Source organism: Flavobacterium sp. (assembly GCF_013822155.1).
In the GTDB taxonomy this organism is placed as follows: Bacteria; Bacteroidota; Bacteroidia; order Flavobacteriales; family Flavobacteriaceae; genus Flavobacterium.
On sequence record NZ_PNJW01000005.1, the window covers coordinates 1 to 21,967 of the forward strand.

The window sequence follows — 21,967 nt, forward strand, 5'->3', positions numbered from 1 at the left end:
AATTTTTTTAATTTCTGCGTTTTGAAAAAAAATCAATTATATTTAGATGATTGAACTAGGGTGTTTTATTGGCATGGTAATTACGATGTAAAGCGTTTGGTTTTGCTGCGAAGTCTATAGTAAAATTTTGTTAAAGGGTTGTAACCACACGAATGGATTCGTGCGGATGTAGGTGAAAAGAGAGCACAACAACAAGTAGTTAAAGATAAAAAGGAACTAAAAGAAATAATTAATTCACTATTGCAACAATAAATATGACAAAAAACATTTTATTTTCAATATGCATAATATTTTGTATTTCATGCAGAAAAGAGGTTGAAGTAAATCAAAAATCAGCTTATCAAGACATAAAATTTATTTTTCCTGATACAGTTTATGTTAATGAAAGTTATAATGGGCAAATTAGTTTTAAAAGCGATTTTGATACAATTACTACAAGTTTAAGTGATTATCAAAAAGCAAGGTTTCTTGAGTATTCTTTTTGGTTGACAAAAAAACCAATTGAAGACAACAAACTTTTAAAGGAAATGGTTACAGATACTTTTGTAGCGGAAACAAATAGAGTAATCCCTTTATATGATATAAAGTTTGATAAGCTGGGAGTAAATTATTTTAATGGTATTATAAAAGATGAAATTATCATAGCCAAAGGCGGTATTCTGAAAGATGGAAGTAAAGGAGATAGAATAATAACCAATGAAATAAGGCTTACACGTGCTGTATATGTAATTGATAATAGGGCTGACACATCCCGCTCCGCATTCTATGATAAAAACTAGTAAAATAAATCCATTTTTTTTATAATATATTTAGTAGAAGATGATTTGAAGTAAATAATTTTCAGTGGTAAAGTTTTGTTGCGAAATCAGAGGTATTTGTTGAGGGAGGTGCTAAAGAGGAAGAGTTCGGGGCAGAGAAAATTAGAGGCTGCGAAGTTGAGACAATCGCAGACTACTGTGTTATGAGGAAGACTTTGGTGAGCTAGATAAGGGAAATTACACTCAATCCCGAAGCCTCGGGAAAGGAAAACACGTTGAAAACCAAGCGATAACTACACAAAAAAAAGAGGCCCTCTCATCCTCTTACACTTCAATCATCCCTCTTGACGAAAAACTCATAGTGGACGAACGATGAATCGGTTCCGTTCAACAGGAGTTTCATTGTTGGCTTTGCAAGCCCAACGAAACTCTAGCAATTGTAGGATGTTTTGTCCTAATTCGTACTATTTTAATTTAAAAACAATAAAAAAATTTGAAAATTAGTATAAAGTACTATTTTTGTTAGAATTAAAACAAATTTAATCGAAAATAACCATGAAAAAACAATTCCTTTTAGTATTAAGTCTTGTTTTTATTTTAAGTATTAGTTGTTCTGAGAAGAAAACCACTATTCAAGGAAAAGAGAATAGTGAAAAAACTATTACTTCTTCGGAAATAAAAACAACAGCAGAAGAAAATGAAGATTTGAATAATGAAAATACTAAAATTAGCAGCAAAACTGATCAAATTCAAGTAGCTTCTGTATCAAAAAAAGAACTAATTGTAGATGAAGAAATTGAAATGTTGAGAAAAAAACACGAAAATTTTCTTAAAAACAGTCCTTTTAAAAAAGTAATGCTTCTCCCTAAAAAAGAGAGAAAGGCTATTGGAATTCCGCCTAATAAGTATTATGAACAGGAATGGGAATTGACAATGAATCCTGAAACAGGAAAACCAGACATAGCTAAATTAATTAAACTAAGACAACAATTAATACAAGAGCGTGACAGTTTATTACTTTCAGGCAGAACGCCAGGTGACGGCTCTGATAATAATTGGATAGAAAGAGGTCCTAATAATGTAGGTGGTAGAGTTAGAGCTGTTATGTTTGATCCTAATGATGCTACAAATGAGACGGTATTTGCAGGAGGAGTTAGTGGAGGTTTGTGGAAAAACACAAATATTTCTAATCCCTCTTCAACTTGGACTCGCGTTAATATTCCTGATAACTTAGCCGTTTCAACGATTACCTATGACCCTAACAACACAAACATATTCTACGTTGGCACAGGAGAGTCTTATGTGGGAGGTGATGTAAACGGTGATGGTGTTTGGAAGTCTGCAGATGGTGGAAATACATGGAGTAAGGTTTTTGGTGGGATTTCCGGACCATTAGATTTTGTTTCAGCATCAAATGTTACTATTAATAGTCCTGCATTGATTGCAGGTAATTATCCTTCATATCCTACAAATCCAGCTAATTTTGGAACAGAAATCACCTCTCCAATTACTGCAGATATTGTTTTAATCGCTGATAATACAGCTCCAACAAGTGATGGCTGTCAAACAATAACAAATGGTGCGGCACTTAGTGGCAAAATTGCATTAATAAGAAGAGGGACTTGTACGTTTGTATTAAAGGTTAAAGCGGCACAAGACGCAGGTGCTATAGGTGTTATTATGATGAATAATATTGATGGTACACCAATTCCAATGGGTGGAACTGATGCTACTATAGTTATCCCTTCTGTAATGATTTCTAAAGCTGATGGAGATATTTTAGAAGCTGCTTTGAGTTCAGGACCAGTGAATGGAACTTTAAATCCAAGTACGGGAAGTTTTACAGGAAATGTTTTGCCTGGTCAACAACATATAAATGATATAAAAGTAAGAAATAATGGTGGAGTTTCTGAAATATATGTTGCCGCCGGAGATTCATTCTATGGCTCTGCAAATGCAACGACCTATTTAGGAGGTCCAGATTTTGGTTTATATAAATCAATTGATGGTGGTGCTACTTTTACAGAAATTTCATTACCGTTAACCGCTACCGGAAACAAACATTGTCCAAACAATATTGAAATTGGTTCCGACAATAAAATTTGGTTAGCAACTATAAATAGTGTGGTTTTTGGAGATGGAGGAGGAAAAATATTTTCTTCTACTGATGGAAATACATTTGTTGATGAGTATACGATATCCGGGGGAGACAGAACACAGATTGCAGTATCTAATCAAACTGCAGATAAAGTCTATGTTTTAGCAGAATTAACTGAAGGAGGAGTAACCATGATTGGTACTACTAACGGATTTACCACTACCTCTACCCTAGCTTTACCTATTGATGCTGATTCAGGAATTCCTGCAAACGATTTTTGTAGAGGTCAAGCTTTCTATGATTTAATGTTAGAAGTGGATCCTACTAACGATCAAATTTTATATACCGGTGGTATAGATTTATTTAAATCCTCAAACGGTGGAACTTCCTGGAATCAGTTTTCGCATTGGTATGGTGGTTTTGGTTACCAAGACGTACACTCAGATCAACACGGTTTAGCTTTTGGCCATGGAGCATCAAATAAATTATTGTTTGGTAACGATGGTGGGGTATATTTTTCTACTAATGGAGGTACAACAACTACTGCCAGAAATCTCGGTTTAAATATTACACAATTTTATAGTGTAGGTGTTTCACCAACTGCTGCTGTGAGTGGATTAACCGGTGATGATTACTTCGCTGCCGGTGCTCAAGATAATGGCACACAATACTTTGGTAATGCTTCTGCGGGTATTAACGCAAGTGTTAGGTCACAAGGAGGAGACGGAGCGTTTACAATGTTTGATCAAGGTGCTGATAAATATTATATTTCTAATTATGTTTACAATAGTAATATCAATTTAAGACCAATTCCATCCGGTACAGTCAGAACATTGAGCAATGATGCCTCAAGTGATACAAATGGTGCTTTTATAGCTCCAATGGTATTAGATACTAATCAAGATGTTCTTTATTCTGATTATTCTACAACAACAACTAATCAGATTAGAAGATATAAAAACATTAAATCGGGTATTATAAACCGAGTTAATTTAACAAATGCATTATTAACCTCACGACCAACTGCCTTTGCTGTATCACCCTATACGACTACTTCAACAACTCTATTGGTTGGAACAAGATTAGGAAAGCTATTAAAAATTACAGCAGCTAATAGCATTGCATTGTGGTCTGATATTACAGGTCCTGAATTTGTAGGTAGTATATCAGATGTTGAATATGGTTCTTCAGAAAATGATATTTTTGTAACAATGCACAATTATAATGTGGTTAGTGTTTGGTATAGTGCTGATGCCGGTGTAACATGGCAAAACAAAGAAGGTAATTTACCAGATCTACCTGTTAAGTGTATTTTACAAAATCCACTTAATGCTAACGAAGTTATTATAGGAACTGAGTTAGGAGTTTGGTTTACTAATAATTTTAGTGCTGCAACCCCTACTTGGAATCAATCCTATAATGGAATGAGTAATGTGAAAGTTACGGATTTAGATTTAAGAAATGATAATACTGTTTTTGCGTCAACATACGGAAGAGGTCTTTTCTCCGGAACTTTTACCGCAACATCACTTTCTTCTAATGATGTGACTCTAAATAAAGGGATAAAACTTTATCCAAATCCATCTAATGGCGTTGTCACTATTTCAATTGAAAACTTTTCAGGTAATTTGAATGTAGCCGTTTACGACTTAAATGGACGAAAAGTTTTATCTAATTCTATTGACTTTTCAACACAAACGAGTATTAATCTCGAAGGTTTACAATCCGGTGTTTATGTATTGAAATTAGAAGGCGATAATTTATCTTATTCTGAAAAAATTATTTTACAATAAGAAAAGTTGACTATTAAAAACCCCTAAATAGCTTGTTATTTAGGGGTTTTTTTACTATAAATCGCAGCGGGTATTTGCTGAGGGAGTTGCTAAAGAGGAAGAGTTCGGGGGCTGGGGAAATTATAGGCTGCGAGATCGGGTTTATTCAAGTGCTTCAAATTATGTAAATAACAAAGGAATTGTTTCTGTGGAATTAGTAGAGATTTCTTTGAGAAGTGAATTGAATCCGAATGCGGTTATGAAACAGAGCAGATATGAATAATATATTTTCCGCAAAGTCGGGAGACATTTGCGGAGCGTTGCTGCTATGAAGACTTTGCGGAGCTTGGAGAAACTTATAGAAATTGTTTCTTGCTTTGACGGCAAAGGAAATAAATTAGAAAAGGAACTATGTTAAACGGCACCGGCACCTTAAATAATTATGATATAGAAGGTAAATTATTAGACGTTTACTATTTTGAAGACGGTATATTTAAAAAGTAAGGGCGAGTGCGAGCGTGATGCACACATTAAACTTTATATTTGGAGACTTTGGTTTGAGAGCGAGCGGATTCAATAGGCTTTTTAATCAATAAATAAAAATAAAACAATCAAATCCAAATTTGTCCATGGGCTAAGTTTTATCGTGATATGAGCGAACTTTTAAGAATAAATAAAAGAATTATAATAAAGAGCTACTTTTGGATTAGTGGCTTTTTAACCATAGGGTTTTTAGTTTATTTATATTTCTTTTATAAAGAAGTAACGCTAAAATGGCTAGTGTTGATTTTAATTATGACAATTGTATTATGTCCGCTTTTTATAATTGGGACCTGGATTTATGATTGGAATAGGAAAAGAAGGTATCTAAAAAGAATACTATGCAAAAATCCATTTTCAGAATTAGAAAAAATTGGCTTTTCTAAAAAAACTTTAATTACCAATCACAACAGTTTAAAAGACTATGTTCCATTTACAGAAATAAACGGTATTCAACTACTTATAGACATTGATATTACAAAACCGACTATTGCAGAATTTACAACCTACTGTTCTACTTTTAATTTAACCCATGAACAATTCTCGGAAAAATTTAATGAATTGAAATATAAAAACATCGAGCTAGGGCCAAATTACTTGACAAAGAAAATCGATACAAGAAAAGAAAAAATTTCAATACAAAATCTTGAAAAGATGTTATTGGATCTTACTCATATTGTAAAAACGAATAAGTTTGAACCTGTTATGCTGAAGGAATGGAAAGAATTATAAAATAAGTTTCGCTATAGTTAACGACAAGGTACTTGAAAGTTCTTTTTGGTTATTACAGGGAATCTCAGTTTTACATTCCACTTCGAATGGCTTCAACCGGATCTAATTTAGAAGCGGATATGGCAGGAATAATTCCGGAAATGAGTCCGATGATTCCGGCTAAACCGGCACCCAACATCATGTTGCCAAAACTCAAAATGAATTCGAAATCCAATACGTTTGTCATGATCATGGCAATTAACCACACCATTATTAATCCGATGATTCCTCCGATGACGGATAGGATTACGGCTTCAAACAGAAATTGAAATAAGATGAATCTGTTTTTAGCTCCCAATGATTTTTGGATGCCGATTAAATTGGTTCGCTCTTTTACGGAAACGAACATGATGTTTGCAATTCCAAAACCACCTACTAACAGGGAAAAGCCGGAGATAATCCATCCCACAACATTCATTTGCCCCACGATATTGTCAATCATGTCTGTAAATCCGGAAAGCACATTAATGAAAAAGTTGTCTATTTCAGAAGATTTTAACCCTCTGTAGTTTCTCAGTTTTTGCGTCATTTCACCTTTGAAAGCTTCCATATCAATTCCTTTTTCAGGTTTGATTAAGATGGCAGGTGTTATATTTTCGTTGTTTTCACCATATAACCTACGGATGAAATTCATGGGAATAAAAACAGCATTATCACGACTGTCGCCAAAAGTAGAGAAACCTTGTTTTTCTGTTACTCCAATGACTGTAAAACGTTTCCCGTACATTCTTATTTTCTTTCCAATCGCTTGTTCAGAGGAGTCGAACAATCCGTTTGCTACTTCGTATCCTAATATGACAATGGCCGTACCGGAATTAGATTCTGATTCATTAAAAAAGCGACCATATTCAATTTTAATCCCGTCAATACCTTCAAATTCTTCGGTAGTGGGAGTTACCCGAACGGAACTTACCGTTCGCTCTTCAAATTTTACATTCTCATTGCCGGTGAATAAATTAAAAGCCATTTTATCGACCCCATTTAGTGATTTTTTCAAGTAGTCGAATTCTTCAAAGGTCACATCCGGGAATTGTTCTCTTTTCCAACGCGGAATTTCGGAAGGACCAAAGGAAAAACGCATTAAATAGACGGTATTTTTATCTAAATCGCCTAAGTCGGCTTTAATTTTTTGGTCTAAGGAATCCACCGCTGCCAATACTGCGATGATAGAAAAAATGCCAATGGTTACTCCGAGTAACGACAAAAAAGTACGAAGTTTATTGTTACGCAAGGCATTCATGGCGAAACTAAAACTTTCTTTGAGTAAACGAAGGTAGAGCAGCATTGTTTTGTTTTGTAAATGTAAATATAGTGATTGGTAGTTTAAATTGGGAAATTGTTACAGAAAATGATTGGTTTTTTGTCCTGCTTTGCAGGAGAATCCTATTTCGACTTCGTCTTTTTGCGGATTGACAAAAAAGGCGGTGAGTGGTTTTGTTATGCTTTGCAGGAAAATCCTATTTTAACTTCGTCTTTTGCGGATTGACAAAAAATGGAACAAAAAAAGGATAAAAAGTAATACGCAAATCGTTTGAAAGTTAGGTCTACAAATAGTACTTTTGCCCCTTCTAAACAACAACACAATGAATACGACAAAAACCATTCAATCAGCGTTAATTTCGGTGTTTGACAAAACGGGTTTAGAACCTATTGTCAAGCAATTACACCAACAAAATGTTATTCTTTATTCTACGGGAGGAACCGAAGAATTTATTAAAAACTTAGGTATTCCGGTAGTTCCTGTAGAAGAGGTTACCTCCTATCCATCCATTTTAGGTGGGCGAGTAAAAACACTACATCCGAAAGTTTTTGGCGGAATTTTGAACCGTCAGGATAATCCAAGTGATGTGGAGGAAATGAAAGCCTTTGAAATTCCGCAACTTGATTTGGTTATTGTAGATTTATATCCGTTTGAAAAAACGGTAGCTTCCGGTGCATCTGAAACGGATATTATTGAAAAGATTGATATTGGTGGTATTTCATTGATTCGTGCTGCCGCCAAGAATTTTAAAGACACGGTTATTGTGGCCTCTGTTCATGAATATGCCTATTTACTGGAATTAATTTCCGCTCAAAACGGAGCGACTACTATAGAGCAAAGACGTTTGTTAGCCACCAAAGCCTTCCATGTGTCCTCTCATTATGATACGGCTATTTTTACTTATTTCAACACCGATGAAACGATATACAAAGCCAGTATTGCTGACGGACAAGTGCTTCGTTATGGCGAAAACCCACATCAAAAAGGGTTTTTCTTTGGCGACTTTGACAGCATGTTTACCAAATTACACGGCAAAGAACTTTCGTATAATAATTTATTGGATGTTGATGCTGCAGTGAATTTGATTTTAGAATTTAAACACAACGCCCCTACTTTTGCCATCTTAAAACACAATAATGCCTGTGGAATTGCCACCAGAAGCACGATGCAACAAGCTTATTTAGCTGCTTTGGCCGGTGATCCAACCTCTGCATTTGGTGGCGTTTTGATTGCCAACGGGAAAATTGATGAAGCAACAGCAAAAGAAATCAATCAATTATTTTGTGAAGTAGTTATTGCTCCCGCCTATGATGAAAAAGCCCTTGCCGTTTTAGAAGAAAAGAAAAACAGAATCATTTTAGTGCAACACGACGTTGCTTTACCCAACAAACAAGTGAGAACTTGTTTAAACGGATTGTTAGTTCAAGATAAAAACAACTTGACAGACAATAAAGAAGGATTAAAAACCGTTACCTTGACAACCCCTACTCATCAGGAAATTGAAGATTTACTATTTGCTTCCAAAATTTGTAAAAACACTAAATCGAATACGATCGTGTTTGCAAAAAATGGACAATTATTGGCTTCCGGAACCGGACAAACGTCACGCGTGGATGCTTTGAAACAAGCCATAGAAAAAGCAACTTCATTTGGTTTTGATTTGAAAGGAGCCGTGATGGCAAGTGATGCATTTTTCCCCTTTCCGGATTGTGTAGAAATTGCTCATCATGCAGGAATTACGGCTGTTATTCAGCCCGGTGGATCAATTAAAGATGAGTTAAGCATTCACTATTGCAACGAAAATAAAATTGCAATGGTATTTACAGGAACACGTCATTTTAAACATTAATTTTTTTACCTTTGTACGTTAGAATTTTATAAACCTATTTAACCCTAAACAAACGTATGGGATTTTTTGATTTCATGACCGAGGACATCGCCATTGACCTTGGAACCGCGAACACTTTGATAATTCATAATGATAAAGTAGTGATTGACTCTCCGTCGATTGTTGCTCGTGATAGGATATCGGGTAAGATTATAGCTGTAGGAAAAGAAGCTAATTTGATGCAAGGTAAAACGCATGAAAACATAAAGACCATTCGCCCTTTAAAAGATGGGGTTATTGCTGATTTTGATGCTTCAGAAAAAATGATCAGCATGTTTATCAAAAGTATTCCTGCCTTAAAGAAGCGTTTGTTTACACCGGCTTTACGCATGGTGGTTTGTATTCCTTCCGGAATTACCGAAGTAGAGATGCGTGCGGTAAAAGAATCCTGTGAACGCGTAAACGGAAAAGAAGTTTATTTGATTCATGAGCCTATGGCTGCCGCTATCGGTATTGGCGTTGACATCATGCAACCAAAAGGAAACATGATTGTGGATATCGGAGGAGGAACAACTGAAATTGCCGTTATTGCTTTAGGAGGAATTGTTTGTGACAAGTCCGTGAAAATTGCCGGGGACGTTTTTACTAATGATATCGTTTACTATATGCGTACGCAACACAACTTATTTGTGGGAGAAAGTACTGCTGAAAAAATAAAAATTGAAATTGGTGCTGCCATTGAAGAATTAGATACTCCACCGGATGAAATGTCAGTGCAAGGACGTGACTTATTGACCGGGAAACCGAAACAGGTTGATGTTTCTTATCGTGAAATTGCCAAAGCCTTAGATAAATCGATTCAACGAATAGAAGATGCTGTAATGGAAACCTTATCACAAACTCCACCGGAATTAGCCGCCGATATTTATAATACCGGGATTTATTTAGCCGGAGGTGGTTCGATGTTACGCGGCTTAGACAAACGAATTTCGTTAAAAACGGATTTGCCTGTTTATATTGCAGAAGATCCGTTGCGAGCTGTTGTTAGAGGTACCGGAATTGCGTTGAAAAACATTACCAGATTCAGAAGTATTTTAATCAAATAATACGGTTTATACTGCTCTTTTTTTTAATAAACGGAATTACGTAACTGAATCTCTGAACTATGCAGCAGCTATTTGTTTATATTTTTAAAAACAGTACACGGTTACTGTTTTTGCTGCTTTTAGTGGTTTCGTTGGTTTTGACGATACAATCGCATTCTTTTCATCGCAGTCAGGTTATTTCTTCAGCTAATTTTGTGACGGGAGGCGTGTATGAACGCATTAATTCCGTGAACGAATATTTGAATTTAAAAACGGAGAACGAAGGATTAGCCAATGAAAATGCCCGTTTAAAAAGTTTACTTTTCAATTTTAAAGACACCACAAAAGTAATTGACAAGGAATTATTGAGCAGCTTTGGAAATTACAAAGTATTCCAATCTAAAATCATTAATAATACTTATAATGTTCATGAGAACTTCCTAACTATCAATTCAGGAAGCTTAAATGGTATTCAACCCGATATGGGCGTGATGAACAGTAAAGGTATTATCGGTATTGTTGAGCATACTTCTAAAAATTATGCTACCGTTATCAGTGTGTTGAATGTGAAATCTCAAATCAATGCAAAAATTAAAAAAACCAGTCATTTCGGTACTTTAACCTGGAATGGAAAAAACACAGGTTATGTTCAGTTAATTGATGTTCCACGACTAGCTACGGTTAAAAAAGGAGATACTATTGTAACAGGAGCCCAGTCCATTATTTTTCCGGAAAACATTAACATTGGAACTATTCACAAAATTTATACTGATAATAAAACAAATTATTTTACGATTGATGTGAAATTATTTAATGACATGACGAGTTTAGGTCATGTTTACATCATTGAAAATAAAGACCGGAAAGAAGTGATAGAATTAGAAGCACAAAATAAAGATGAGTAGTGCCGTTATCGTCAATATTATCCGTTTCATTTTATTGATTTTAGCTCAAGTCGCTATATTCAATAAAATTAATTTTTTGGGTTTCATTAATCCGTATCCTTATATTTTGTTTATTATCTTATATCCGGTTAACGGGAATAAAAACGGTCTTTTACTAGCCAGTTTTTTATTGGGAATCACGATGGACATGTTTAGTAATTCCGGTGGCGTTCATGCTGCCGCTTGTGTGACATTAGCTTATTTACGGCCTTCCTTTTTTAAATTCTCTTTTGGTTTGAGTTATGAATATCAAACCGTTAAAATTAATGAGCGTTTAACCCCAGAACGCTTTTCGTTTATTTTAATTTCCGTATTGACGCATCATATTATTTTGTTTTTATTAGAAATATTCCGCTTTAGTTTTTTCTGGAATATATTGCTTCGAACGGTTTTGAGTACTATCTTTACACTTGCCCTTTGTATCCTACTCATTTATTTGTTTAAGCCCAGTAAGAAGAATTGAGAAAAGCTATTCTACCCTCTTTAATTATATTTGCTACCCTTGTTGTTTTAGCGAGGTTGTTTTATTTGCAAATAATTGACGATGAATATAAACTGAAATCAGAGAATAATGCCATTAAAATTGTATATGAATATCCGGAACGCGGTTATATTTATGATCGGAAGGGAAAACTCATGGTTGCCAACCAGCCGTCTTATGATATTATGGTGGTTCCGAGGGAAATTAAAAATTTAGACACCTTAAAATTCTGTGATTTATTAAGCATTACCCGAGAGGAATTTGACAAAAAAATAAAAAAGGCAACTGTTTACAGTCCTCGCCTCCCTTCCGTTTTTTTACCTCAACTTAATAAAAAAGAATATGCTGCTTTTCAAGAGAAAATCAGAAAATTTGAAGGGTTTTATATTCAAAAGCGATCCTTGCGGGATTATCAAGCCAATATAGGAGCGAATGTTTTTGGCTTTATCACACAAGTTAGTCCTGCCATGATTGAAAAAAATCCCTACTACAAAAGTGGTGATTTAATTGGGAAACAAGGTGTTGAGGAATATTATGAAGAATTTTTAAGAGGTCAAAAAGGAGTTAAATATATTCAACGAGATAAATTTAATCGCGATATAGGTCCATACAAAGAAGGTGTTTTCGATACTCTTTCCAAACAAGGTGATGACATTACCCTTTCCCTTGACATGGAATTACAGAAATATGGCGAATTACTGATGCAAAATAAACGTGGTGGAATTGTAGCCATTGAACCAAAAACCGGTGAGATTTTAGCATTAATTTCTGCCCCAACGTATGACCCATCTCTTTTGGTGGGAAGAATGCGTTCTAAAAATTACACGGCACTTTACAATGATAGTATTGCAAAACCACTTTATGACAGAGGTCTTTTGGCGGAATATCCTCCCGGCTCACCCTTTAAAATACTTACTGCTTTGGTTGCTTTACAAGAAGAAGTAATTGACGAACAAACCACTTTTTTCTGTCGAAGAGGATTTAGTTATGGCAATCGATTTATGAAATGTCACGATTCCGGACCTTCTCAATTGCATGATGGAATATACAAATCCTGTAATACCTATTTTGCCAATATTTATTTGAAAACCATTCAAAAATATCCAAATCCGGCAGATGGCGTTGATGTTTGGAGTAATCATTTAAAAAGTTTTGGGTTAGGCAATTTTATGGGGTATGATTTACCTCCCGGAAGAAAAGGAAGTATTCCTACTTCAAAATTATACAATAAATATTATTCAGCAGGCGGTTGGAAAAGCACTACAATTATTTCTAACTCGATTGGTCAGGGAGAAGTTTTAATGACGCCAATTCAATTGTGCAACGTGATGTGTGCCGTTGCCAATCAAGGTTATTATTACACCCCTCATATCATCAAAAAGATAAAAGATCATACTATCGATAAAAAGTTTACGACCAAGCACCAAACCACGATTGACAAACAATATTTTCCTCCTGTAATTGAAGGTTTATTTGACGTATACAATTTAGGAACTGCTTCACGATTAAAAGTTGACGGAATTGATATTTGTGGAAAAACAGGAACGGCGGAAAACTTTACAAAAATAAACGGACAGCGGGTTCAGTTGACTGACCATTCTATTTTTGTGGCATTTGCACCAAAGGACAATCCTAAAATTGCCATTGCAGTGTTTGTGGAAAACGGTTATTGGGGAGCAAGAATTGCCGGACCAATTTCCAGTTTAATGATTGAAAAATATCTTAAAGGGAAAATTTCCCGAACAGATTTAGAAAAAAGAATGTTAGAATCGAGTTTGGAAAGTGAGTATGCCAAAGTGTTGAGCGGACAACCGTTTTCAATTAATAAATAATGAAAAATCAAAGTGTAGCCAGCAATTTAGATTGGACGACCGTACTAATTTATGGTCTTTTGGTGTTTATGGGTTGGTTAAATATTTTTTCTACTTCGATTCCTATTGAATTTACTGAATTTGATTTTGGTGATTATTATGGAAAGCAACTTATTTTTATTTTATTGACCATTCCGGTCATTATTGTTGTGCTTACCATAGATGCCAAAATTTACGAGAAATTTTCTTTTGTTTTTTACATTTTAGGAATCGTTCTCTTACTTGGACTATTCGTATTTGGAAAAACCGTAAAAGGTCAGACCAACTGGTATGGTTTTGGTTCATTTGGTTTTCAACCGTCTGAGTTTGTCAAAACGGCAACATCATTGCTTTTAGCAAAATACTTAAGTGATTCGCAGGTTTTTTTGAAAAACACCAATCATCAACTGCTTGCCTTTGCTATTATTGGATTGCCGGTTTTATTAATTCTGATGCAGCCTGATGCCGGAAGTGCCATGATATTCTTCTCATTGTTTTTGGTTTTAAATCGGGAAGGTTTGCCTGAGTGGTATTTGTGGACCGGATTTTTAGCAGTAGTTTTATTTTTTGCAGCCCTTTTAATACAGCCCATTTATCTCATTGTGGTTATTGTAATTATTATGATTTTGCATTATTTGAGAGCCAGAAGAATAAACCGAATACCCCTCGCCTATTTAATTGTATTTGTAGCCGCCACATCATTTGTATTGTCGGTTGATTTTGTATTTGAAAATGTACTGGAACCACATCAGAAAGACAGGATTAACGTTTTATTCAGTGACACTGTCGATTTAAAAAATGAAGGTTATAATTTAAATCAGTCCATGATTGCTATAGGTTCCGGTGGAGTTATTGGAAAAGGTTTTATGGAGGGAACTCAAACCAAAGGTGGATTTGTACCGGAACAACACACCGATTATATTTTTACTACCGTTGGTGAAGAATGGGGCTTTATTGGTTGTACCGTCGTTATTTTACTTTTTGTTACTTTACTTTTCAGAATCATCTATTTGGCTGAACGACAAAAAACAAAATTCAGTCGTGTTTATGGCTATTGCGTAGCTTCCATTTTATTTACACATATTTTTGTAAATATCACGATGCTTATTAAATTATTTCCGACTATTGGAGTGCCACTGCCTTTCTTTTCTTATGGAGGTTCCAGTTTGTGGGCCTTTACTATTTTGCTTTTTGTTTTTCTAAAATTAGATGCCAATAAAGTTAACGAATGGTAAATTCTTCGTTAAAAACTCCACGTTTTATAGTCGGTTTGTTTTTCTAATTTATTTTCAATTTCATCGGGCAAATTGCAGAAGAAATCAATTCCTGTCCGTTTTTCTAATTCATCCACAGCAATTACAAACTCATAAAGCGGTTTATCGCTGTTTTGATGTGGCACTAAAAAAGCAATCATTCTAGGATTATCATTAGAAACATCTAATAATACTTTATAAAAGAAATCAGGAACTGCTACTTTTTCTCTTCCAATAGTCTTTAAATTTGGTTCTAATACGCCTCCCGTCACTACATAAATCCCGTCGTATTTATCTGCCCAATACCGCACTTTTTGCTCTAAGCGATTCCAAACTCCGGCATTAAAATCCGATTTTTGAGGAGAAATATTAGAGGTATAAAAGGTGTCTTCAAAAGCATTTTCAGAAAACTTCATGTCGCCTGCCGGACACAAATGACCTTTATCATAGCCTGAGTTCTTGTAATTTTTCCAGTCGGCAGAACCGGTTTTTACTAATGGGTCTGCCACAAAATAAGGTCGATTGTAATTATTTTGGAAGGTATTTCCTTTTAATTCATAGGCAACCCATTCTGCTTGTTCATTCTTTTCAGAATAAGATAACCTATAAAAATCGTGCTTTATAATTTGGTTAGTTGTGGAAGTAGGATAAAAATCAAAATCCGTTGTAACTGTTTGCCGGTTTATTTCTTGGGGTAATTCCGTTCTTTCCTGATTATCCATTTTGCATCCAAAAAGAACAATTCCTATCATCATAAAAAAAAGGCGAAACCAATTTTGTCTTTTGGCAATCATTAGGAAACAACTTTTCATTAATACTGTATTTTAATTAAGACTTGACATCTAAGGCATCACGCAGGGCATTTCCGGTCATCATAAATGCTAATGTAATCAACATAATTGCTATTCCCGGTACCAGAGCCAAATAGGGTTTCCCCAGAATAATATAACTGTAATGGTCTTTAATCATACTTCCCCAACTTGGAATTGGAGGCTGTGCACCGAGTCCTAAAAAGCTCAATCCACTTTCTACTAAAATGGAGGAAGCAAAATTAGCTGCAGAGATAACGATCACAGGAGCCATAATATTTGGTAAAATGTGATTCAGGATAATTCTTCCGTTTGAAAATCCCAAGGCACGAGCAGCCGTAACATATTGCATTTCTTTTACGCTGATAATCTGTCCACGGACAACTCTGGCAACTTCAACCCACATGGTTAGACCTACAGCCACGAAAACTTGCCAAAACCCTTTTCCCAGTGCTAATGTTATTGCAATCACTAATAATAATGTTGGAATGGACCAAATTATATTGACCAACCACATCACTAACGCATCGATTTTTCCACCATAATAGCCTCCTAAAGCACCAAAAAACAATCCAACAACCACTGAAATTAATACCGCCACAAAACCTATGGAAATGGAAACCCGCGAACCCACTAACATTCTGCTCAATAAGTCGCGACCATATTTATCCGTTCCTAAGTAGAACTTTTTGTTGGTAATAAGTTCTTGTTCAACCTGCTCGAAGGAGTTGTAATCTATAAATTTATCTAACGTAATTTCTTTTACTAATCGCAAGGTTTTATCCTCTGTGTATTCAACATATTGCAGTTTATTGTCTTTTATTTGATAGGATGAAATCGGGATTTCCGTCACTTGGTTGGGGTGCCCGAAAAAATAGCCTTTGATAGTTTTATCCTCTATTTTTGAAGAAGGAATAGAAAGCATTTGCACCGTAAAACCGGGTGATTTTGAATGAATGGATAAATGCATTTGATTAGCATTTTCCGAATTATCGGGAGCAATTACATAGGCAAACAAGGCTAAAAAAATCATTAACACAATATAACCCAAACTAAAAACACCCCAAAAATTCTTTTTGAATTTCTGAAGTGCTATAGCTGTTAACGATTGATTTGTATTGGACATTAGCAAATTTTATTCGGCTTTTGCTCAAAGATACAATTTGCCGGTTAAGATTTTACTACTTTTTCCTTTTTCTTTAAATCCACTTTTCCTTTTACTACCGGTTTGGTTTGTAAATCATCCAGAACATTCAAGGCTTCTTCTACATAAATATCTTTAGATAAACTTTCAAACCAACGTTCTCTTTTTTCTTTAAATGATTCATCTTTTTTCATCACGACTTCATCTTCCGGAATAGCTTTGAACAACAAGTCATTTTTATAATCCGTAATTGGTTTAAATACTTTTCCTTGTTCTTCTACTGCTTTTTGTTCAGCCAAAAAAGCATCTAATTTTAAACTATATACCACCGCATCTCTTCGCACTTTGGTCCATTTAGCACTTTTATCAATTAATTGAAAATGCTCATCACCGGCCATTCTGTTTTTACTGTTTTCAATTGCTTTCTCAAAATTTGTTTGCTTATTCCAAACCGAATATTGTGCTTCATCAATTTTAGACCAAGGCATGGCATTATCCAAGTCTCTTTCTCCTATGTCGATGTACGAATAACGATCCGGCATGACAACATCGCTGGAAACACCTTCTAATTGAGTTGAGCCTCCATTGATTCGATAGAATTTTTGAGTTGTAGTTTTCAAAGCTCCTAAATCCCCTAACGTATTTCCACGAACAAACTGGTTTAAATCAATAACATTTTGAACTGTTCCCTTTCCATAGGTTTGTTTACTCCCAATCACTACACCTCTTTTATAATCCTGAATCGCTGCTGCTAAAATTTCAGAAGCAGAAGCAGAAAAATTATTGACCATTACCACTAAAGGTCCATCCCATTGAATTTTTGCATCACGATCAAACAATACTTCTTTTTTAGTTCCGGCGGATTTAATTTGAACTACCGGTCCTTGCTCTATAAATAATCCGGTGATGTCGACCACTGTTTTCAGGGAACCCCCACCATTATCACGCACATCCATAATGATACCTTTTACTCCTTGGGCTTTCAAACGTTCCACTTCGATGGCAACATCTTTCCCGGCATCGCGTCCGTCATTATTTTCAAAATCAATGTAGAATTTAGGTAAATAAATAATTCCGTATTTCATACCATTTCGTTCCACCACACTTGATTTCGCATAGGTTTCTTCTGTTTCAACCATATCTCTGATGAGGGAAATTACTTTTATCGAACCATCCACTTTTTTAACGGTTAAACGAACTTCCGTTCCTTTAGGACCTTTAATTTTTTTAACAACATTATCTAATCGCATACCGACGATGTCTACCGGTTCTTGGTCGCCTTGAGCCACTTTTAATACTATGTCACCCGGTTCCAATTCTTTTCCTCTCCAAGCCGGTCCACCGGAAATTAATTCCGTGATTTCCGTTAAATCATTTTTCTTTTGTAATCTGGCTCCAATTCCTTCAAATTTACCGCTGATGCTTACGTCAAAACGTTCTTTATCATCCGGGGCCATATAATTGGTATGCGGGTCAAATCGAGAAGCAATGGCATTTACAAAAACACCAAACCAATCATTGCGGTCTAATTCTTTTATAAATGTATAATAGTCATCCAACGATTTTAATGAACTTTCTCTGGTTTCTTTTTCAAGCTCTTCAAAACTTTTCGGTTTGGCATCTACTTTAGCTTTATTTTCCTTTTTTTCTGAGTCGTTTTTAGCGTCGGTCCCTTTTAGTTTATCTTCTTCCAATTTCATTTTATCTGTTAAAGAAGATAATGTTGAAAGTTTAATTTGTTTTCTCCAACGCTCTTTTAATTCCGAACTATTTTTAGCATACGGCAATTTTTCATATTCTGTATTGATAGTCTCATCAACCGTATAATCAAATGGTTCTTCTAAAATTTCTTTGTAATATTTTTGACTTTCATTCATTCTTTTTAAGTAAACAGAATAGGTCAACTCAAAGAAAGTTAAGTCTTTATTTTTGATTTGGTCATCAATTTTTGTTTCGTATTCAGCGAATTCATCAATATCCGATTGAATAAAAAACCGTTTTGAAGGATCTAATGCTTCCACATAATCTTTATAAACTCCTTTTGAAAAATTATCATCTATATCGACCGGACTATAGTGTCCTCTTTCGATTACAAAAGTTAATAATTCCAATAAAAGTTTGTCTTTTTCCGGATCAGCACTGCTACTGATATTATTTTCTGTGGCTTTAAAAGCAAGTAGTGAAGCTGACAAAACTATTGCCAACAATACCAATTTGAAGTTTCTTTTCATAAATAGCAAAATTGTATTCATTTTATTTCTAAGTATGCAGCATTAAAAACTATGCCAACTCTGATTTAGATCTATATTTTGTGTAAATTAATGTGAAAATAATAACATTACCGAACAAAGTTATGAAAATTGTCATGCTGACAAATCTTAAAAAGAGTTAATTTTGTTTTTGTTATGCTTTGTTACCTGTAGTTTTGTAATTTTATTCGCATTATTTACTTTTTTAACCAATATGACTTCTCTTTAAAGCTACCCATACAATGAAAAAACCGCTTATTTTAGTAACAAATGATGATGGCATCTCGGCTCCGGGCATCAGAGCCTTAATAGACGTAATGAAAACCTTAGGCGATGTCGTTGTGGTCGCACCTGACAGTCCTCAAAGTGCTATGGGTCATGCTATTACTATTAACAATACTATCTTTGTCAATAAAGTTCATTTCGATAGCGAATTAAAAGGAGAATACAGTAGTTCCGGAACTCCGGTAGATTGCGTGAAACTTGCGGTAAACGAAATTTTGAAACAAAAACCCGATTTGTGCGTTTCCGGTATAAATCATGGTTCTAATTCATCTATTAATGTTATTTATTCAGGAACGATGAGTGCTGCTGTTGAAGCCGGAATTGAAGGAATACCGGCTATTGGTTTTTCGCTATTAGATTATGATTGGAATGCAGATTTTGAACCAATTAAAAAGGCTATACGAACAATCACCTCTGAAGTTTTATCAAATGGATTACCGGATGGTGTGATTTTAAATGTAAATTTTCCGAAATTAAAAGAAGAAGAAATCAAAGGAATGAAAGTTTGTCGGCAGGCAAAAGCCTTGTGGATGGAAAAATTTGACAAAAGAAAAACACCGCAAGGCAAAGATTATTATTGGTTAACCGGCGAATTTGTTAATCAAGATAAAGGAGAAGATACAGATGAATGGGCACTTGAACAAGGTTATATTTCAATTGTTCCGGTTCAATTTGATTTAACGGCTCATCATGCCATTCAAAAACTAAACACTTATAAATTTGAATTATAATGCAAAAAAGAGACTTATTTATCGGTTTTTTATTGGGGATAATCGGAGCAATACTTGGGGTATTCCTATTTATTACTTTTTTCACTTCGTATGATTTTCTGGAAGGAATAACCATTTTAAAATCCCAAAACTCTTTAGGCAAACTAATTGCTTTAGGAGCTGTTATCAATGTTGCTCTATTTTTTTTATTACTAAAATTTCAAAAAGATGTTATGGCACGAGGAGTCGTTTTAGCAACAATTGCTTTAACGATAGCTACTTTATTTGTATAATTTATGAAATACTATATTATTGCAGGAGAGGCTTCAGGGGATTTACATGGTTCAAATCTGATGAAAGCATTATACAAAGAAGATCCAAAAGCCATTATTCGGTTTTGGGGAGGCGATTTAATGCAAAAAGCAGGCGGTGTTTTGGTGAAACATTACCGGGATTTAGCTTTTATGGGATTTGCGGAGGTTCTCTTTAATTTAAAAACCATCGTAAATAATATTAGTTTTTGTAAAAAAGATATTGAACAATTTCAACCCGATGTGCTTATTTTTATTGATTATCCCGGTTTCAATATGCGAATTGCCGAATGGGCTAAAAAGAAAGGTATTCCAACACACTATTATATCTCTCCTCAAATTTGGGCCTGGAAAGAAAACAGAATCAAAGCAGTTAAAAGAGATTTCGATAAACTCTATGTTATTTTACCCTTTGAAAAAGATTTTTATGAAAAGAAACATCATTTTCCGGTCGAATTTGTTGGACATCCACTAATTGATGCCATTCACAACCGTGTTAAAATTGAAAACGGAAATTTTAGAAAAGAAAATAATTTAGATGAAAGGCCAATCATCGCTCTATTACCGGGAAGTAGAAAACAGGAAATCAGCAAGTTATTGCATGAAATGTTGGCGATTGTCCCTGATTTTCCGGATTATCAATTTGTAATAGCCGGTGCTCCCGGACAAGAATTTGACTTTTATAAACAATTTTTGACTAATAAAGCCGTTCATTTCATTACGAATAAAACATATGATTTATTGAGTGTGGCACATGCCGCTTTGGTCACTTCCGGAACAGCAACTTTGGAAACCGCTTTGTTTAAAGTCCCAGAAGTAGTTTGTTACAAAGGGAATTGGGTTTCTTATCAAATTGCAAAACGGATAATAACCTTGAAATACATATCACTTGTCAATTTGATCATGGATGAAGAAGTGGTTACCGAATTAATTCAAGGTGAATGTAATTCGAAAAGAATCAAAGCTGAATTGACTAAAATTCTAAATTCAGAATACCGTCAAAAGCTCCTTAAAAAATATGAAATTTTAGAAGAAAAATTAGGAGGAGAAGGAGCAAGTGAAAAAGTTGCCCAACTTATTTTTGCTTCAATTGCCTGATTTTAAATTGTTTTTTTTAACTTTGTAAAAATTAAAATTTCTTGAAGAATACTGTTTTAATAACCTTTTTGTTGCTGTTTTTAGTGAGTTGTAAACCCACTACTTCTGTTATTGTTACCTCTAAAGAAGAAGCTCAAAAAAAAGGAATTTACAAAGCACCTCAACCAAACAAGGCAACAGCTTCGACTAACAAATCCGCTGCTAATTCTTCAGTCAAAAAAGGAACAGAAAATACAAAATCGGAAAAAAAACATAAAATTACTGATGTTGAGGATACTGATTTTGTTGCAGATAATGACAACACCTCTTATTTTATCAAACAATTAATCAATACTGCCATGCAATATAACGGAGTTCGTTACAGAGGTGGCGGCACTACCACTGCCGGTATGGATTGTTCGGGATTGGTTACAACTGTTTTTAAAACCTATGATGTTTCACTTCCCAGAAGTTCAAACGATATGTCAAAAGTGGGCGAAAAACTAAATCGCAATGAAATAAAAAAAGGTGATTTGGTGTTTTTCAGAACAAATGGTCGGAGTGTAATTAACCATGTCGGATTAGTTACAGAAGTTAAAGATGACGAAATTATTTTTATTCATTCCTCTGTTCAACGCGGTGTTATTATATCCTCTACAAAAGAACCTTATTACCAAAGAACTTTTGCTCAAGCCAACCGGATTTTGGGTGACGAATATTTTTAATTATAATTTTTTTCTG

The 21,967-nt window shown here is 34.7% G+C and carries 17 protein-coding genes; 13 read left to right on the forward strand and 4 right to left on the reverse strand.

Features of this window, described 5'->3' with window-relative positions:
- The first annotated feature begins 254 nt into the window (after positions 1-254).
- The 3 genes from C0512_RS02310 (at position 255) to C0512_RS02320 (ending at position 5,900) form a co-directional block, all read left to right on the forward strand.
- Positions 255-779, forward strand: a complete 525-nt coding sequence (locus C0512_RS02310; protein ID WP_290858572.1) for a hypothetical protein — start codon at positions 255-257, stop codon at positions 777-779.
- A gap of 534 nt (positions 780-1,313) precedes the next feature.
- A complete protein-coding gene (locus tag C0512_RS02315; protein WP_290858573.1) occupies positions 1,314-4,649 on the forward strand; it encodes a PA domain-containing protein in 3,336 nt (1,111 codons plus the stop codon).
- Positions 4,650-5,279: 630 nt separating this feature from the next.
- Complete coding sequence (locus tag C0512_RS02320) at positions 5,280-5,900, forward strand: hypothetical protein (RefSeq protein ID WP_290858574.1); 621 nt, start codon at positions 5,280-5,282, stop codon at positions 5,898-5,900.
- Positions 5,901-5,970: 70 nt separating this feature from the next.
- Here C0512_RS02320 and C0512_RS02325 read toward each other — a convergent pair whose 3' ends face one another.
- Positions 5,971-7,224, reverse strand: a complete 1,254-nt coding sequence (locus C0512_RS02325; protein WP_290858575.1) for an ABC transporter permease — start codon at positions 7,222-7,224, stop codon at positions 5,971-5,973.
- Positions 7,225-7,522: 298 nt separating this feature from the next.
- Between C0512_RS02325 and purH the strand changes: the two genes are divergently transcribed.
- The 6 genes from purH to rodA are packed head-to-tail and all read left to right on the forward strand — an operon-like array spanning position 7,523 to position 14,623.
- Complete coding sequence (gene purH / locus C0512_RS02330; protein ID WP_290858576.1) at positions 7,523-9,049, forward strand: bifunctional phosphoribosylaminoimidazolecarboxamide formyltransferase/IMP cyclohydrolase; 1,527 nt, start codon at positions 7,523-7,525, stop codon at positions 9,047-9,049.
- A 56-nt stretch (positions 9,050-9,105) separates the two neighbouring features.
- Complete coding sequence (locus C0512_RS02335; RefSeq protein ID WP_290858577.1) at positions 9,106-10,134, forward strand: rod shape-determining protein; 1,029 nt, start codon at positions 9,106-9,108, stop codon at positions 10,132-10,134.
- A 59-nt stretch (positions 10,135-10,193) separates the two neighbouring features.
- Complete coding sequence (gene mreC / locus C0512_RS02340) at positions 10,194-11,018, forward strand: rod shape-determining protein MreC (protein WP_290858578.1); 825 nt, start codon at positions 10,194-10,196, stop codon at positions 11,016-11,018.
- A complete protein-coding gene (locus C0512_RS02345) occupies positions 11,011-11,520 on the forward strand; it encodes a rod shape-determining protein MreD (protein ID WP_290858579.1) in 510 nt (169 codons plus the stop codon). The genes mreC and C0512_RS02345 overlap by 8 nt, the downstream gene beginning before the upstream one ends.
- A complete protein-coding gene (mrdA, locus tag C0512_RS02350) occupies positions 11,517-13,370 on the forward strand; it encodes a penicillin-binding protein 2 (RefSeq protein WP_290858580.1) in 1,854 nt (617 codons plus the stop codon). Before C0512_RS02345 ends, mrdA begins: the two co-directional genes overlap by 4 nt.
- Complete coding sequence (gene rodA, locus C0512_RS02355; RefSeq protein WP_290858581.1) at positions 13,370-14,623, forward strand: rod shape-determining protein RodA; 1,254 nt, start codon at positions 13,370-13,372, stop codon at positions 14,621-14,623. Before mrdA ends, rodA begins: the two co-directional genes overlap by 1 nt.
- Before the next feature lie 8 nt (positions 14,624-14,631).
- On the opposite strand, the gene C0512_RS02360 is transcribed toward rodA, so the two are convergent.
- From C0512_RS02360 to C0512_RS02370, 3 genes are all read right to left on the reverse strand, one after another.
- Positions 14,632-15,363: a DNA/RNA non-specific endonuclease gene (locus tag C0512_RS02360; protein WP_290858665.1), complete on the reverse strand. Its 732-nt coding sequence runs from the start codon at positions 15,361-15,363 to the stop codon at positions 14,632-14,634.
- Positions 15,364-15,469: 106 nt separating this feature from the next.
- Positions 15,470-16,576, reverse strand: a complete 1,107-nt coding sequence (locus C0512_RS02365; protein ID WP_290858582.1) for an ABC transporter permease — start codon at positions 16,574-16,576, stop codon at positions 15,470-15,472.
- 44 nt (positions 16,577-16,620) lie between these two features.
- The gene (locus C0512_RS02370; RefSeq protein ID WP_290858583.1) at positions 16,621-18,846 is read right to left on the reverse strand and encodes a carboxy terminal-processing peptidase; all 2,226 of its coding nucleotides are present in this window, start codon (positions 18,844-18,846) and stop codon (positions 16,621-16,623) included.
- A 239-nt stretch (positions 18,847-19,085) separates the two neighbouring features.
- Here C0512_RS02370 and surE point away from each other — a divergent pair, with 239 nt between their 5' ends.
- The 4 genes from surE to C0512_RS02390 are packed head-to-tail and all read left to right on the forward strand — an operon-like array spanning position 19,086 to position 21,951.
- Positions 19,086-19,859 carry a 5'/3'-nucleotidase SurE gene (gene surE / locus C0512_RS02375; protein ID WP_290858585.1) on the forward strand — a complete coding sequence of 258 codons (774 nt, stop codon included), beginning with the start codon at positions 19,086-19,088 and terminating at the stop codon, positions 19,857-19,859.
- A complete protein-coding gene (locus C0512_RS02380; RefSeq protein ID WP_290858586.1) occupies positions 19,859-20,131 on the forward strand; it encodes a hypothetical protein in 273 nt (90 codons plus the stop codon). The genes surE and C0512_RS02380 overlap by 1 nt, the downstream gene beginning before the upstream one ends.
- Positions 20,132-20,134: 3 nt before the next feature.
- Positions 20,135-21,247 (forward strand): lipid-A-disaccharide synthase, encoded by a 1,113-nt coding sequence (gene lpxB, locus C0512_RS02385; protein WP_290858587.1) that lies wholly within the window; start codon positions 20,135-20,137, stop codon positions 21,245-21,247.
- Between the two features lie 41 nt (positions 21,248-21,288).
- Positions 21,289-21,951 carry a C40 family peptidase gene (locus C0512_RS02390; protein ID WP_290858588.1) on the forward strand — a complete coding sequence of 221 codons (663 nt, stop codon included), beginning with the start codon at positions 21,289-21,291 and terminating at the stop codon, positions 21,949-21,951.
- Positions 21,952-21,967 lie beyond the last annotated feature (16 nt).